Annotated in this window: 12 protein-coding genes; 10 read left to right on the top strand and 2 right to left on the bottom strand. The window is 29.4% G+C overall.

The window, feature by feature from the left end:
- Window positions 1-304 precede the first annotated feature (304 nt).
- The 8 genes from metE (at window position 305) to HMPREF9309_RS09195 (ending at window position 9,461) form a co-directional block, all read left to right on the top strand.
- Window positions 305-2,566 carry a 5-methyltetrahydropteroyltriglutamate--homocysteine S-methyltransferase gene (gene metE / locus HMPREF9309_RS00925; RefSeq protein WP_034907615.1) on the top strand — a complete coding sequence of 754 codons (2,262 nt, stop codon included), beginning with the start codon at window positions 305-307 and terminating at the stop codon, window positions 2,564-2,566.
- A gap of 82 nt (window positions 2,567-2,648) precedes the next feature.
- Window positions 2,649-3,587, top strand: coding sequence for a ribose-phosphate pyrophosphokinase (locus HMPREF9309_RS00920; RefSeq protein ID WP_016646038.1), 939 nt, complete (start codon window positions 2,649-2,651; stop codon window positions 3,585-3,587).
- Between the two features lie 214 nt (window positions 3,588-3,801).
- Window positions 3,802-5,595 carry a translation elongation factor 4 gene (gene lepA / locus HMPREF9309_RS00915; RefSeq protein ID WP_016646037.1) on the top strand — a complete coding sequence of 598 codons (1,794 nt, stop codon included), beginning with the start codon at window positions 3,802-3,804 and terminating at the stop codon, window positions 5,593-5,595.
- A gap of 11 nt (window positions 5,596-5,606) precedes the next feature.
- Window positions 5,607-5,789: a 2-hydroxymuconate tautomerase family protein gene (locus HMPREF9309_RS00910; protein ID WP_016646036.1), complete on the top strand. Its 183-nt coding sequence runs from the start codon at window positions 5,607-5,609 to the stop codon at window positions 5,787-5,789.
- A 13-nt stretch (window positions 5,790-5,802) separates the two neighbouring features.
- Window positions 5,803-6,372: a ComF family protein gene (locus HMPREF9309_RS00905; protein WP_016646035.1), complete on the top strand. Its 570-nt coding sequence runs from the start codon at window positions 5,803-5,805 to the stop codon at window positions 6,370-6,372.
- An 85-nt stretch (window positions 6,373-6,457) separates the two neighbouring features.
- Entirely contained in the window at window positions 6,458-7,957 is a 1,500-nt protein-coding gene (locus HMPREF9309_RS00900; protein ID WP_016646034.1) for a Sau3AI family type II restriction endonuclease, read from the top strand.
- Window positions 7,958-7,975: 18 nt separating this feature from the next.
- Complete coding sequence (gene dcm, locus HMPREF9309_RS00895) at window positions 7,976-9,214, top strand: DNA (cytosine-5-)-methyltransferase (RefSeq protein WP_016646033.1); 1,239 nt, start codon at window positions 7,976-7,978, stop codon at window positions 9,212-9,214.
- Window positions 9,215-9,338: 124 nt separating this feature from the next.
- A complete protein-coding gene (locus HMPREF9309_RS09195) occupies window positions 9,339-9,461 on the top strand; it encodes a hypothetical protein (RefSeq protein WP_269208082.1) in 123 nt (40 codons plus the stop codon).
- Window positions 9,462-9,463: 2 nt separating this feature from the next.
- Here HMPREF9309_RS09195 and HMPREF9309_RS00890 read toward each other — a convergent pair whose 3' ends face one another.
- Together HMPREF9309_RS00890 and HMPREF9309_RS00885 are read right to left on the bottom strand one after the other, a co-directional pair.
- A complete protein-coding gene (locus tag HMPREF9309_RS00890; RefSeq protein ID WP_016646032.1) occupies window positions 9,464-10,078 on the bottom strand; it encodes a hypothetical protein in 615 nt (204 codons plus the stop codon).
- Between the two features lie 10 nt (window positions 10,079-10,088).
- On the bottom strand, window positions 10,089-11,183 hold the full coding sequence (locus HMPREF9309_RS00885; RefSeq protein ID WP_016646031.1) for a CinA family protein: 1,095 nt from the start codon (window positions 11,181-11,183) through the stop codon (window positions 10,089-10,091).
- Between the two features lie 118 nt (window positions 11,184-11,301).
- Between HMPREF9309_RS00885 and ileS the strand changes: the two genes are divergently transcribed.
- Both ileS and gatA read left to right on the top strand, forming a co-directional pair.
- Window positions 11,302-14,061, top strand: a complete 2,760-nt coding sequence (gene ileS, locus HMPREF9309_RS00880; RefSeq protein WP_016646030.1) for an isoleucine--tRNA ligase — start codon at window positions 11,302-11,304, stop codon at window positions 14,059-14,061.
- Between the two features lie 99 nt (window positions 14,062-14,160).
- Complete coding sequence (gatA, locus tag HMPREF9309_RS00875) at window positions 14,161-15,513, top strand: Asp-tRNA(Asn)/Glu-tRNA(Gln) amidotransferase subunit GatA (RefSeq protein ID WP_016646028.1); 1,353 nt, start codon at window positions 14,161-14,163, stop codon at window positions 15,511-15,513.
- Window position 15,514 lies beyond the last annotated feature (1 nt).

The following is a 15,514-nucleotide window of genomic DNA, read 5'->3' as shown; positions in this document are numbered from 1 at the left end:
AGGCTTTAAAGGATTTTAATAGTTTCAAAGAAACAGGAAGTTTGTTTATAACAAAGTTTAGTTTTTTTGCGCCATTAAATTTTATATTCTTTTGCATTGTCAGTGCTGTTCATTGTAACTGTATCTTTAAAAATAGAACAAATTCTTTTTTAAAACTTTTTAAATTACCAAAAGTAAATGGATTAAGTTTTAAAAATGCTTCAAAAATACCACCTTTTTTATTTTATGAAATGCGTTAGTTAACTTAAAAACTAATTATTTCAAAAAAACAAAACAAAATAAATAAAAATAAAAAAGGATAAAAATTATGAAAAATTATATAACAGGTTTTCCAAGGATAGGCGAACAAAGAGAGTTAAAAAGAGCATTAGAAGGCTTTTGGGCTGGAAAAATAGATGAAGCAAGTCTTCAAGCAGTCGCAAAAGAGTTGCGAATAAAACATATAAAATATCAAGATGAAAGAGGCATTGATCTAATAAGTGTAAATGACTTTTCATTTTATGATTTAATGCTTGATAATATCATAACTTTTGGTGCGATACCTAGTAGATTTCAAAATTTAAATGGCTTAGAGCAGTATTTTGCACTTGCAAGAGGAAGTAAAGATTCAGTTGCTATGGAGATGACAAAGTGGTTTAATACAAACTATCATTACATAGTTCCTGAAATTACAAAAGATACGAAATTTAGTCTAAATTTAGATAAAATTTTAAGCGAATATAAAGAGGCAAAAAGCATAACCTCAAGAAAACTTAAAATAAATTTAATAGGTCCCATTACATTTTTAGCTTTATCAAAAACAACTGATAAAACTTGCCCATTTTCTAAATTTGATGAGCTAGTTTCTAAATATTGTGAGCTTTTAAAAGAAATTTCAAAACTAGATGATGAGGTTATAGTTCAGATAGATGAACCTATTTTTGTAACTGATTTGGATGAAAAATTAGTAAAATTTATAAAGCCAACTTACAATAAATTTAGTGAAATTTCAAATTTAAAAATCATTTTTATGACATATTTTGAAAACGCTATTAAGGCTGTAAATGAGCTTGTTGATACAAAAGTTTGGGCGATTGGGCTTGATTTTACAAATGATAAAAACTTTAAAGCACTTGATGTTTTAGCTAAAAGCGATAAGGTTTTATTTGCAGGGATTATAAACGGCAGAAATGTTTGGAGAGCAAATTTAGACGATAAACTAAAAATTATTAAAAAAATTAAAGAAAATTTAAGTGACGATAGAATTTTTATAGGTACGAGTTGCTCACTTTTACATGTGCCATTTACACTAAAATACGAAGATAAGCTAAATAGCGAGATAAAAAGTTGGTTAAGTTTTGCTGTTGAAAAGCTTGATGAGGTTAGAATTATTTCAAAACTTGCATCAAATTTAGAACTAAATCAAAATGATCAAAAAATTTATAATGAGAGTTTAGAAGCGGCTAAAAATAGAAAAATTTCAAAACTTATAAATGATGATGAGGTAAATTTAAGAGTTAAGAGCTTAACTAAATTTAGACGTGATGGGGATTTTAAAGATAGGATATCTTTGCAAGATAAAAGGCTAAATTTAAAAAGTTTGCCTACTACAACAATTGGAAGTTTCCCACAAACTGCTGAGCTTCGTCAAATAAGAAGAGCTTATAAAAATGAAGTTGTTGATGAAAATTTCTATGAAAATGAAATAAAAAAATATATAGATGAGTGCATTAAATTTCAAGAAGAAATTGATCTTGATGTTTTAGTTCATGGTGAGCCTGAAAGAAATGATATGGTTGAGTATTTTGGTGAGCAATTAAGTGGATATGCATTTACGCAAAATGGCTGGGTTCAAAGCTATGGTAGTAGATGTGTAAAGCCTCCACTTTTATTTGGAGATGTAAAAAGACCAAATCCAATGACTGTCAAATGGATAACTTATGCACAAAGTAAAACAAACAAGCCTGTAAAAGGCATGCTAACAGGGCCAGTAACTATTATGAATTGGTCTTTTGTAAGAGATGATAAAGATAAAAGTGAAATTGTAAAAGAGCTTGCTCTTGCAATTGCTGATGAGATAAATGATTTGCAAAATGCAGGAATTAAAATTATACAAGTTGATGAAGCTGCTTTTAAAGAGGGGTATCCATTAAGAAAAGAAGATGTTTGTGCGTATGAAAAATTTGCAGTTGATGCATTTAGATTAGCAGTTAGTCCAGCAAGAAAGGATACGCAAATTCACACTCATATGTGCTATAGTGAATTTAATGATATCATTAAAACCATTGAAGCTATGGATGCTGATGTTATAAGCATAGAAACTGCAAGAAGTGGAAATGAACTTTTAAAAGTTTTTAAAGAGGTTGGCTATAAACAAGAAATTGGTCCAGGGGTTTATGATATTCATAGTCCAAGAGTGCCAAGCGTAGAGGAGTTGGTAGAACAAATAGAAAATATTTTAAAAGTGCTTCCAAAAGAAAAGCTTTGGATAAACCCTGATTGTGGTCTAAAAACCAGAAAATGGGAAGAGGTAAAACCAAGTCTTAAAAATATGGTTGAGGCCGTTAAAATAATAAGATCTTATTAAAAATTTAAAAAACAGAGAATAACTTCTCTGTTTTAAAGTTTAATTTCGCTAAAATAAGGCAATTTTATTTAAAGGTTTTTTTATGCGAGGTTATAAAATATTTTCTGGAACTGCAAATGTTGAGTTTTCTAAAAAAATTTCTAAATATCTTTCTTTACCACTTGGCGAGTGTTCTATTAAAACTTTCAGCGATGGTGAGATAAGCGTTCAAATAGGTGAAAGCGTAAGAGGAAAAGATGTTTTTATCATCCAACCAACTTGTGCTCCGGCTAATTCAAATTTAATGGAGCTTTTAATTTTAAGTGATGCATTAAAAAGAAGCAGTGCTAGCAGTATAACTGCGATATTACCATATTTTGGATATGCAAGACAAGATAGAAAGGCTGCTCCAAGAGTGCCTATTACTGCAAAATTAGTGGCAGATATGATGCAGGTTGCTGGAATAGATAGAGTTGTTACTATGGATTTGCACGCTGGACAAATTCAAGGATTTTTTGACCAGCCAGTTGATAATTTATATGGTTCAATTGTTTTTACAGATTATGTAAAAAGTAAAAATCTTAAAAATCCAATTGTGGCAAGCCCAGATGTTGGTGGTGTAGCAAGAGCTAGAAGTTTAGCAAAAAAACTTGGTCTTGATATGGTGATTGTTGATAAAAGAAGAGAAGAAGCAAATAAAAGTGAAGTTATGAATGTCATTGGCGATGTAAATGGCAAAGATGTGATTTTAGTAGATGATATTATAGATACTGCTGGAACTATAGTAAAAGCTGCAGCTGCTTTTAAAGAAAGAGGTGCAACTAGCGTAATGGCTTTTTGTACTCATCCAGTTTTAAGCGGAAAAGCCTATGAAAATTTACAAAATGATGCTTTAGATGAACTTGTTGTAACTGATACAATCCCACTTTGCGAAAAGGGACAAAATTTTAAAAAAATAAAAGTTATAAGCGTTGCTCCACTTTTTGGCGAAGTTATAAGAAGAGTTTATCACGATGAGAGCGTAAATAGCCTATTTGCATAATTTATAAGTAGCTTTTTGCTACTTATAAAATATTATTAAATCTTATCAAAACATTTGTATATTATTTAAATTATATTTTGACATTTATAATCTAGTTATGTAGATTTAGTATCAAATATAAGATTATCACATTAAAAAAATAACAAAGAAATTGTGTTTTTATTTTATAAAATTTTCGCTAAAATAATATAAAAATCAAATTTACAGGACAAAGATGGAAAGCAATATTAGAAATTTTAGCATTATAGCTCATATTGATCACGGAAAAAGCACTTTGGCTGATCGCATTATACAAGAATGTGGTGCGGTGAGCGATAGACAGATGAATTCGCAGGTTATGGACAATATGGATATTGAAAAAGAGCGCGGAATTACGATAAAGGCTCAATCTGTTAGATTAAACTATGAGCTTAACAAAAAAAAATATATTATAAATTTAATTGATACTCCAGGGCATGTTGATTTTAGTTATGAGGTTAGTAGAAGCCTTGCAAGTTGCGAGGGCGCTATTCTTGTGGTTGATGCAAGCCAAGGTGTGCAGGCTCAAACTATCGCAAATGTTTATATTGCACTTGAGCACAACCTTGAGATAATTCCTGTTTTAAATAAAATAGATCTTCCAGCGGCAAACCCCGAGCGTGTAAAAGAAGAAATTGAGCATGTTATTGGGCTTGATTGTAGTGATGCTATAGAAGTAAGTGCAAAAACTGGATTTGGCATAGATGAACTTTTAAAAGCAATTATTGAGAGGATTCCAGCGCCAAAAGTTGCAAATGATAAGCCTTTAAAAGCTTTGATTTATGATAGTTGGTTTGATAATTATTTAGGAGCTTTAGCTTTAGTAAGAATTTATGATGGAAATATAAAAATAAATGATGAAGTTTTAGTTATGGGAACTGGCAAAAAACATCTTGTTATAGATCTTTTATACCCAAATCCAATTGCGCCAATTAAGACAAAAGAGCTTAAAAGTGGTGAAGTTGGGATCGTTGTTTTAGGTCTTAAAACAGTTAGTGATGTAGCAGTTGGAGATACTATAACATTATTTAAAAATAAAGCAAGTGAGCCAATTGGAGGTTTTGAAAAGGCAAAACCTTTTGTTTTTGCTGGAATTTATCCTATAGAAACTGATAAATTTGAAGATTTAAGAGATGCGCTTGATAAGCTTAGTTTAAATGATAGTTCTATAAGTTATGAGCCTGAAACTTCTGCAGCACTTGGTTTTGGGTTTAGAGTTGGGTTTTTGGGACTACTTCACATGGAAGTTGTAAAAGAAAGACTTGAAAGAGAGTTTGATCTTGATTTAATCGCTACAGCGCCAACTGTAACTTATGAAGTTTATAAAACAGATGGAAATATGTTTGAAATTCAAAACCCAAGCGAACTTCCACCAATTAATGAGATAGAGGCTATCAAAGAGCCCTATGTAAAAGCTACTATTATAACTCCAAGTGAGTTTTTAGGTAACATTATGACTTTAGTAAACAATCGGCGCGGAATTCAAACAAAGATGGATTATATAACACCTGAAAGAGTGCTTTTAGAATATGATATCCCTATGAATGAAATAGTTATGGATTTTTATGATAGGCTAAAATCTTGCACAAAAGGATATGCTAGTTTTGATTATGAAGTAAGTGATTATAGAGCAGGTGATTTGGTAAAACTAGATATTAAAGTTGCGGGCGAAAATGTAGATGCTCTTTCAATAATAGTCCCAAGAGATAAGGCTTTAAGCAAAGGAAGAGATCTTGTAAAAGCTATGAAAGATATCGTTCCAAGACAGCTTTTTGAAGTAGCTATCCAAGCAAGTATTGGAAATAAAATAATAGCACGTGAAAATGTCCGTTCAATGGGCAAAAATGTAACAGCAAAATGTTATGGTGGAGATATCTCACGAAAAAGAAAACTACTTGAAAAGCAAAAAGAAGGTAAAAAAAGAATGAAACAAGTTGGAAAAGTAAGCTTGCCAAGCGAGGCATTTTTAAGTGTTTTAAAGATTGATTAAAAGAAATTATTATGCCATTTGTTAAAATTTGTGTTACTAAAGAAAATAATGAGCCGACAAAAGAGCAAAAAGAACTTTTAATAAATGAGGTTTTAGGTAAAAATAAAAGCTCAATCGTTGTCATAATAGAAGAAATTGATACTGATAATTATGGACTTGGTGGCAAGAGCATAACAAATTTAAGAAAAAAGTGAGTTTTAAGCCTAAATGAGATGTTTAAATTGTAGATGCCTTAGTATAAAAACTTTTTGTAAAAGTTGTAAAAAAATACTTAGCGAACACACTTTATCTAAAAGAGAATTTAACGGCTTTAAGGTTTATTCGTTTTACAAATATAGTGATATTAAAAACTTAATTCACTCAAAGCATCATTTACACGGAGTTTTTATCTATAAAAATTTAGCAAAATTAAGTTTTACAAAATTTGCTAAAACTTTTAAATTTAATGAAAAAATTTTAGCAATTCCTTTGGATGATAATATTAAAAGTGATTATTCTCATACTGCTATTTTGGCAAAAGCCCTAAATTCAAGCGAAATAAAGCCAGTTTATAATGCTTTAAGAGCAAATTCTGATGTCAAATATAGTGGAAAAAGTTTAAAATTTAGACTTCAAAACAAGCGAGATTTTAAAATTTTAAAAAAAATTAATAAGCCAGTTATCTTGGTAGATGATTTGATAACAACTGGCTCAACTATGAAAGAGGCTTTTAAAGTTTGCCAAAAAGCAGGTATAAATGTGCTTTTTGGACTAACTTTGGCTGATGCAAAAGAGTAATGATGTTAATTTTATTTTTCTTTAACATAATGAAAATTGATTACAAATTATTTTCTGTATATAATTAATATTTAATGGAGTAGGAATGAATAATTTACCATATGATGATACTAATCCAACCAAGATATTAGAATATGCTCAAAAATTAATAGGATTAAAATTTTTGGATATTCTAGAACAAAACATAAAAAACTCAAAACAATATGACTTTAATGAAGAAGTAGAGGCTTATAATAATCCTAAAAAAAAGGGATCCCTTGGAAATTTACTTGAAGAACATTATTTTTTTTATAAGCCAAATAGTAGTCCTGAACCTGACTTTGAAAAAGCTGGAGTGGAACTAAAAACAACACCTTATGAAAAAACAAAAAAGGGTCTAAGGGCAGGAGAGAGGTTAGTTATATCAATGATTCCTAATAATGAACCCATTGATACTGAATTTAAAGGTTCTCACTTAGAAAAAAAAATATGTAAGATTTTGATAATTTGGTATTGTCGCCTTAAAGAGGTAGATAGAATAACATATAAAATTGATTTTGTTAATCTTTATGAGCTATATAGCGACTTATGTAAAAAAGATTTGGAAATCATATTAGAAGATTATGAAACCATAGTTAATAAAATAACTTCTGGGAAAGCTCATGAATTATCAGAAAGCGATACTAGATATTTAGGAGCTTGCACAAAAGGCTCTACAGCAAAACAAAGTTTACAATCGCAATTTTATGAAGATAAAGATAAAAATTGTAAAGTGCCTGCTAAAAGAAGAGCTTTTTCTTTTAAACAATCATATATGACATATATTTTAAACTCTTATGTAAAATCTGGTCTTATGAACTATGATTCTATTTTTAAAAAAAATGAATTAAAAAATGGATGTTTTGATAAAAAAGTATTAGAAAAAATTAATAAATACAAGGGATGGAGCGTAGATGAATTATGCAAAGAATTTAACTTGTCAGCTGATTCAAAACCCAAACAAAAAAATAGAATTTTGGTTAATTTAATATTAGGTGTACATACTAACAATTCTGAAGAATTTGAGAAAGCAAATATAGTAATAAAAACGATTAGATTAGAAAAAAATAAAGAAAAACCTAAAGAAAGCATGTCGTTTCCAAAGATTAATATAAAGGAATTTATTAGTAAGGATTTTGAAGATTCTTATGAGTATAAATTTTTTGAAGAAACGAGATTTTTGCTTGTAGTCTTTAAATTAAATGAATATGGCAAATATATACTTTCAGGTTCAAAGTTTTGGAATATGCCAATTGAGGAGCTTGAAACAACAGGAAAACGTGAATGGAATTTATATAAAAATAAATTTACAGAAGGTGTAAATTTTAAATTAAAAACTCAAAAAGATGGAAAACTAATAATAGAAAATGACTTACCAAAGAAAAATGACACAGAGATATTTCATTTAAGACCTCATGCTAATAAAAGCTCATATTTAATAGGTGGTAAAAGATATGGAAGCGGAAAAGAAAGTGATATGGATGAGTTACCTAATGGGGATAAAATGACAAATCAATGTTTTTTTATTAACAATGATTATATAGCTAAGATTGTAAAAGATATTTAAATGAGAGATATAAAGTAGATGAAGCTAACAGTAGTAGAATTATTTGCTGGAGTTGGAGGATTTAGAGTAGGTTTAAATCATATTAAATCTTTTGATAAAAACGGAAGAGCAATAGAAAATGGAGAGTGGGATTTTGTGTGGGCAAATCAATATGAGCCATCTACAAAAATTCAACCTGCTTTTGAATGTTATGTTACTAGATTTGGAAAAGAAGATAATTCAAATCTGGATATCAATAAAGTTAAAAAAAGTACAATACCCAATCATTCTCTTTTAGTTGGTGGATTTCCTTGTCAAGATTATTCTGTTGCGAGGTCTTTATCAAATGAAATGGGAATTGAAGGTAAAAAAGGTGTTTTATTTTGGGATATAAAAGATGTAATTTTGGAAAAAAAACCACCATTTATATTATTGGAAAATGTCGACAGACTTTTAAAATCTCCAGCCTCTAGAAGAGGAAGAGATTTTGCAATAATGCTAAAGACTTTTGATGAATTGGGTTATGATGTTCAATGGAGGGTTATTAATGCAGCAGATTACTCTATGCCTCAAAAAAGAAAAAGAGTATTTATTTTTGCATATAAAAATAGCACCAAATTTGCTATTTCCTTAAAAAACAAAGAGCCAATCTTAAATAAAATAAATATTTTTAATGAAATTTTTCCTATTAAACATACAATAGAAGCAAAAGAAATAGATTTAAATGCATATGAAAATATATTAGATATATCTAATAATTATATTAATGGAAAATTTATGGAAGCAGGAATTATGTTTGGCGGAAAAATTATTCACACAAGCATTGAACCTATTGTTGAAAAAAAATATCCTCTATCAAAAGTTATAGAAAAAGCAAGCTCTTATAATATTGATTTAGAAGAATTTATAATAAAAGATGAAAATCTTAAAAAGTGGAAATATTTAAAAGGTGCAAAAAAATTAGAGCGCATATCATCAAATGGTCATAAATATATTTATACAGAAGGAAATATGTCTTTTCCAGAAAATCTTGAAGAGCCGGCAAGAACCATGCTAACTAGTGAGGGAACCATCAATAGGTCATCTCATATTATTTATGACAGTAGCAAATATAGGATATTAACACCAGTAGAATGTGAACTAATTCAAATGTTTCCACCAAATTGGACAAACACAATGTCTAAAAGAAATAGATATTTTATGATGGGAAATGCTCTAGTTACTGGAATAATTTCAAGATTAGAACCAAAATTAAAAGAAATAATAGAAAAAGAATAAGTAAAAGTAGTAAAAAATTAAAGCTCAATGTGTAATTGTAATGACAACTCAAAAGCATTTTGCTTTTGGCATATAGTTTTAGTTTTAAAAATATATTTTATTTTTTTACAATATGATAACTTCGATGAAAATTTTTAAAAATAAGTATCCTGCTTGTGGCTCAACTATGAAAGAGGCTTTTAAAGTTTGCCAAAAAGCAGGTATAAATGTGCTTTTTGGACTAACTTTGGCTGATGCAAAAGAGTAAAGCTAGTTTATTTTATAAAATTTACTAAATTTGCTTTTTTCATTAAAATAATATATTCTAATTGTTTTAATATTTTTATGATTTTGTTTTATTATTTCAATACTTTTTTTAGCGATTTCTTCAAATTCATTTTGAGTTAGTTTTTCATTTCCTTCTAAATTTAGTTCGGTGTTGTCGTTTTCGTTTATCAAACTAGCTGAAGTTATTAAATTTGGATTTATATTTATGATTTGTTTCATCTCATCTAGTGAAATGCTTTTTTGAGTATTTTTTATAAATACAGTGCTTTTAGTATTGTCACTATTTAAAAAGCTATTTTTTAAATTTTCAAAATCACTATCACTAAAGTTTTTATAAAACTCTTTTTGCATTTTTAAAAGTTCATTTCCAAGTTCATTTCCAAAACTATTTATGCTATTATTTATATCAAAAAAAGATTTTATCATCTCGTTTTTAAAAGCCTCAACTTTTGGCTGATTTTGAATTAAAAAATTGTTTATTAGCTCCCCCATAATTTTACTTTTATAGGCAAGATTATCAATACTTTCGTTTGCATCTTTTGTATTAAAACCAAAGCCAAAATTTAAACATATTAAAATCATTAAAATTTTTTTCATATTATCTCCTTTAGTTTAAAAATATTTCGCTTCCAACTTCCAAAAGAAGGCTAAAAGCTATATTTACACTCTCATTTCTTATATAGTTTCTATCGCCTTTTATAAAAAATTTTTCAACTATTTGTTTTTCTGTGCTACTTGCTCCAATTATCACAGTTCCAACAGGCTTATCCTCACTTCCGCCATTAGGTCCTGCAATACCACTTATTGCCATAGAAAAATCAGCCCCCGTAGCTTTTAAAACACCTTTTAGCATCTCATTAACGCACTCTTTACTAACAGCTCCAAATTCGTTTAAAGTTTCATTACTAACATCAAGCCAAAGATGCTTTATCTCGTTTGAGTAAGTTACAAGTGAACCATCAAACACCTGGCTAGCGCCACTTATTTCACCTATTTTTGATGCTATTAAACCACATGAGCAGCTCTCAGCAAAACTTAGTTTTAATTTAGCATTTTTTAACCTACTAACAATAAACATTGCTAAATTTTCTTCAAAAATTACTCTATTTATAAAAGTATTTAAAAGCTCATCTCTAAGCCCGTTTAAATCACTAAATTTTTTACTTATAGCTTTTGCAAAAATTATAAAATTGCTATATCTAGTAATTGAAATTTCTGTGTTAAATTTAGTTTCAAACTCTTTAAAAACAGCTTCCACATCCTCAAATTTAAATCCGTAAATGTAAAATTTAAGATCTAAGTTATTTTTTCTAATTAAAAACTCAGGAAGTTTATTTAGCGGATTTGCTTTTACTAAATTTATATCGCAATCATTCAAACTAACCAAAAAACTGCCCTCTTTGGAATTTATAGCAAGAGATGGAGTGAGTGTATCTTCAAATTTAATCTCTAATAAATCATCATTTAAACTAGCTAAAATTTTAGCAATTAAATGGTAATTTTCATCGCTTGAAAAAATAGTTATATATTTATAAATTTTGCTTAAATTTATAATATTTTCAATAATGTTTTTATCATTTTTATCTATAAATTTTATATCGCCAAGTTCGCCAAATTTTAAAATATAGCTTTTAAAAATATAATTTAAAAACGGAGTATTTATTTTTATATCATCACCTAAAATTAAAAGTAAATCATTCATTTTTTACTCCTTTTTTCACAAGTTTTAGTGATTATATCAAATTTAGTTTAACTATTTTATTATTATTTCAGCGCTTCTTAGGTAAAATTTGAAAATTTTTAATGGAAGGTTTTACTAAATGGATTATAAAGACACACTTTTTTTGCCTAAAACAGATTTTGCGATGAGAGGAAACTTACCAGCAAACGAGCCAAAAAGACTAAAAGCATGGTATGAAGAAAGAAAAGTTTATGATAAAATGAAAGCTAAAAGACAAAATGCTTTAAAGTCTTTTGCACTTCATGATGGACCGCCTTATGCAAACGGTCATCTTCATATAGGTCATGCGTTAAATAAAATTTTAAAAGATATTATTTTAAAAACACACTATTTTTTTGGCGATGAAATTAGATATGTTCCTGGCTGGGACTGTCACGGGCTTCCGATAGAGCAGCAAGTTGAGGTAAGTTTAGGTGATAAAAAAAATAGTATTTCAAAAAAAGAGTTAAGACAACTTTGTAGAGATCATGCAGCTAAATTTGTTGATATTCAAAGAGATGAGTTTAAGGATTTAGGAGTTATTGGCGATTGGTGTGATCCATACTTAACTATGAAATTTAAATTTGAAGCTGATATTTATAAAAACCTTTGTGATATTGCTAAAAAAGGACTTTTGATTGAAAGAAGCAAGCCTGTTTTTTGGAGCTGGGCTGCTAAAACAGCTTTAGCTGAGGCTGAAGTTGAATACAAAGATAAAGAGGATTATAGTCTTTATGCAAGCTTTAATTTAACAGATGAGGCAAATAAAAAACTTGGAGTTGAAAATGCAAAAGCCGTTATTTGGACTACTACTCCATGGACACTTCCAGCAAATCAAGCAATTGCTCTAAACCCACATGAAAAATATGTGGTTACAAAAGAGGGCTATATTTTTGCTAAGCCTTTACTTGAAGTTTTAATTTCTAAAAACCTTACAAAAGGTGAAATTTTAAAAGAATTTGACTCAAAAATATTAGAAAATTTATATGCGATAAATCCACTAAATGATAGATTATCAAGATTTATTTTAGGAGAGCATGTTTTAATGGACGGAGGAACAGGACTAGTTCATACTGCTCCAGGACATGGTGAAGATGACTATTTTGCAGCGTTAAAATATGGCATTGAAGTATTAATGCCAGTTGATGATGGCGGCTGTTTTGATGAAACTTTAAAATCAAAAAAACTTATAAAAGATGAGTTTGTTGATGAGCTTGTTGGAATGCACATTTTTAAGGCAAACGAAAAAATAGTTGAAATTTTAGGTAAAAATTTATTAAGTGTGAGTAAATTTACGCACTCTTATCCATTTTGCTGGAGAACTAAAAAGCCTGTAATTTATAGAGCAACAAAACAGTGGTTTATAGCTATGGATGAGCCAAAACTTGGTGGTAAAACCTTAAGACAAGTTGCGATAAATGAGATAAATAATAATATAAAATTTTATCCACAAGTTGGTAAAAATCGTCTTTTATCAATGATAGAAAATCGCCCTGATTGGTGTATTTCAAGACAAAGAGAGTGGGGAGTTCCAATCGCATTTTTTAGAGATAAATCCACAAAAGAGCCAATTTTTGATAGTGAAATTTTAGATAATGTTTATGAAATTTTTAAAACTCACGGAGCCGATGCGTGGTGGGAACTTGAAATAAGTGAGCTTTTACCAAAAAATTCAAAATACAAACCTGAAAATTTAGAAAAAGTTATGGATATTTTAGATGTTTGGTTTGATAGTGGCTCAACTTGGAATGCTGTTTTAAATAGCGGCGAATACGATGCTGGAAGTTATCCAACTGATATGTATCTAGAAGGAAGTGATCAACATCGTGGCTGGTTTCAAAGCTCTCTTTTAGTAAGTTGCGCAATCAATGAAAAAGCTCCTTATAAAGCCATTTTAACACATGGATTTACAGTTGATAAAGACGGTGCTAAGATGAGTAAATCAGTTGGAAATGTTATTTTGCCAAGTGAAATTATTAAAGAGTATGGTGTTGAAATTCTAAGGCTTTGGGTAAGTTTGAGTGATTATTCAAGTGATTTAAAAATTGGAAAAGAGATACTAAAACAAGTTAGCGAACAGTATAGAAAAATAAGAAATACAATAAGATTTTTACTTGCAAATGTTAGTGATTTAAAAGAGCTTGAAACTTCAAATTTTACAAATTTAGATAAGTGGATTTTAACAAAAGCTTCAAAAACATTTAAAGATGTTGAAAATTCGTTTAAAAACTATGACTTTTCAAAAGGATTTAACCAGCTTTTAAATTTCTTAAATGCTGATTTGAGTGGAATTTATCTAGATATTTGCAAAGATAGACTATATTGTGATGATATAAACTCAGCTAGAAGAAGAAGTGCTCAAAGCGTTATGGTAATAATTACAAGAAGTCTTTTACCACTAATTGCTCCAACTTTAACTTACACAGTAGATGAGGTTATGGAGTTTGCACCAGATATTATTAAAAATGGAAAATCAGATGCATTTGATCTTTTATATGAAGAGCTTGATTATGATTTTAAAACAGAAGATGAAATTTTTATATCCTCAAGAGAGAAATTTTTTGAGATGGTTGATAGTCTAAAAAAAGATAAAATTATTAAATCTACACTTGAAATTGCACTTGAAACAAGCTCAAATGAAGTTTTATCTCACGATATGCAAGATATAGTTGATTGGTATTTAGTAAGTGAGGTAAGAAGTCTTGAAAGTGGTGAGTGCTTAGCTGAGTTTAAAGTTGATGATGAGATTTTTAGAATTGTAAAATCAAATTTACACAAATGTCCAAGATGCTGGAAATTTAACGCACAAAAAGAAGATGAGCTTTGCCCAAGGTGTAATAAGGTGATGGAAAATGTTTAGTGAGCCTTTGCCAAATAGTGTTTTAATTATAACTTTTTTATTATTTATAGTTTTAACCGTAATTGGTGTGGTATTTGTAAATAAATTTAAGGAGAATAAGTGATAAGTTTAGAAGCTGCTTTAAAACTATCAAGCGAAGAGTTAAAAAATTTAAAACAAGATTTATCAAAAAAAATAAAAGAAAAAAAAGAGTTAGGTGCTTATATTGAACAGTTTTTAGATTCAGAAATTAATACAAGTGGAGATGGTGTTCCAGTTGCGATAAAAGATAATATCCAAGTAAAAGGTTGGAGCGTTACAAGTGCTTCAAAAATACTTCAAGGATATATCGCGCCATACGATGCAACAGCAATTGTAAAGCTAAAAAATGCAGGAATTTGTCCTTTTGGAAGAACAAATATGGACGAGTTTGCTATGGGAAGCACAACTGCAACTTCTTTTTATGGAAAAACTCTAAATCCACTTGATAACTCAAGAGTTCCAGGTGGAAGTAGCGGTGGAAGTGCAGCAGCTGTTGCAGGTGGTATAGCAATAGCAGCACTTGGAAGTGATACTGGTGGAAGTATCCGCCAACCTGCTGCGTTTTGTGGTTGTGTTGGTTTTAAACCAACTTATGGAAGAGTTAGTAGGTATGGTCTTGGGGCTTACTCAAGTAGCTTAGATCAAATTGGGCCTATTACTCAAAATGTAAAAGATGCTGCTATTTTATACGATATCATAAAAGGACATGATGAAAAAGATAGCACAAGCTACAACGGCGAGTATAAGCCTACAAATTTAGATCCAAACAAAAAGTTAAAAATTGCTGTTATTAAAAATTATATTGAAAATACTGATGAAGTAATAAAAAATGCTCTTTTAAAAACAATTGAAAAACTAAAATCAGCCGGACATGAGATAGTTTATAAAGAGTTTTCAAATGCCAATATAGATATTGCAGCTTATTATATTATTGCAAATGCTGAAGCAAGCGCAAATTTAAGTAGATTTGACGGTGTAAGATATGGAAGACGTGCAGAGGCTAAAAATTTACATGAGCTTTATGCAAATACAAGAGCTGAAGGTTTTGGAGCTGAAGTTCAAAGAAGACTTCTCTTAGGAACTTTCGTTTTAAGTAGTGGATATTATGATGCATATTATGTAAAAGCTCAAAAGGCAAGAGAGTTTATAAGAAGAGAGTATGAAGAGGTTTTTAATGAAGCCGATCTTATTTTTAGTCCAGTAACTCCTACATTGCCATATAAATTTGGAAGCATTACAGAACCACTTAAAGTTTATTTAGGAGATTTATACACAGTTGGTGCAAATTTAGCAGGACTTCCAGCTATTTCAGTTCCAGTTTGCAAAACAAATGAGGGACTTAGTATAAGTGCCCAGCTTTTAGGAAAAGCCTTTGATGATGAAAATGTTTTAAATGGTGGGTTAGTTTTAGAGAATTTAAGTAAGGAGTAAA

It is taken from the genome of Campylobacter ureolyticus ACS-301-V-Sch3b (assembly GCF_000413435.1).
In the GTDB taxonomy this organism is placed as follows: Bacteria; Campylobacterota; Campylobacteria; order Campylobacterales; family Campylobacteraceae; genus Campylobacter_B; species Campylobacter_B ureolyticus_A.
Note: the sequence above shows the minus strand (reverse complement) of the source record. Positions and strands in the feature narration are given on the sequence as shown.

Bases quoted from the DNA above. Each gene is read 5' to 3' on its own strand.
- HMPREF9309_RS00920 (WP_016646038.1), top strand. From the start codon at position 2,649: ATGCGAGGTTATAAAATATTTTCTGGAACTGCAAATGTTGAGTTTTCT.
- lepA (WP_016646037.1), top strand. From the start codon at position 3,802: ATGGAAAGCAATATTAGAAATTTTAGCATTATAGCTCATATTGATCAC.
- HMPREF9309_RS00910 (WP_016646036.1), top strand. From the start codon at position 5,607: ATGCCATTTGTTAAAATTTGTGTTACTAAAGAAAATAATGAGCCGACA.
- HMPREF9309_RS00905 (WP_016646035.1), top strand. From the start codon at position 5,803: ATGAGATGTTTAAATTGTAGATGCCTTAGTATAAAAACTTTTTGTAAA.
- HMPREF9309_RS00900 (WP_016646034.1), top strand. From the start codon at position 6,458: ATGAATAATTTACCATATGATGATACTAATCCAACCAAGATATTAGAA.
- dcm (WP_016646033.1), top strand. From the start codon at position 7,976: ATGAAGCTAACAGTAGTAGAATTATTTGCTGGAGTTGGAGGATTTAGA.
- HMPREF9309_RS09195 (WP_269208082.1), top strand. From the start codon at position 9,339: ATGAAAATTTTTAAAAATAAGTATCCTGCTTGTGGCTCAACTATGAAA.
- HMPREF9309_RS00890 (WP_016646032.1), bottom strand. From the start codon at position 10,078: ATGAAAAAAATTTTAATGATTTTAATATGTTTAAATTTTGGCTTTGGT.
- HMPREF9309_RS00885 (WP_016646031.1), bottom strand. From the start codon at position 11,183: ATGAATGATTTACTTTTAATTTTAGGTGATGATATAAAAATAAATACT.
- ileS (WP_016646030.1), top strand. From the start codon at position 11,302: ATGGATTATAAAGACACACTTTTTTTGCCTAAAACAGATTTTGCGATG.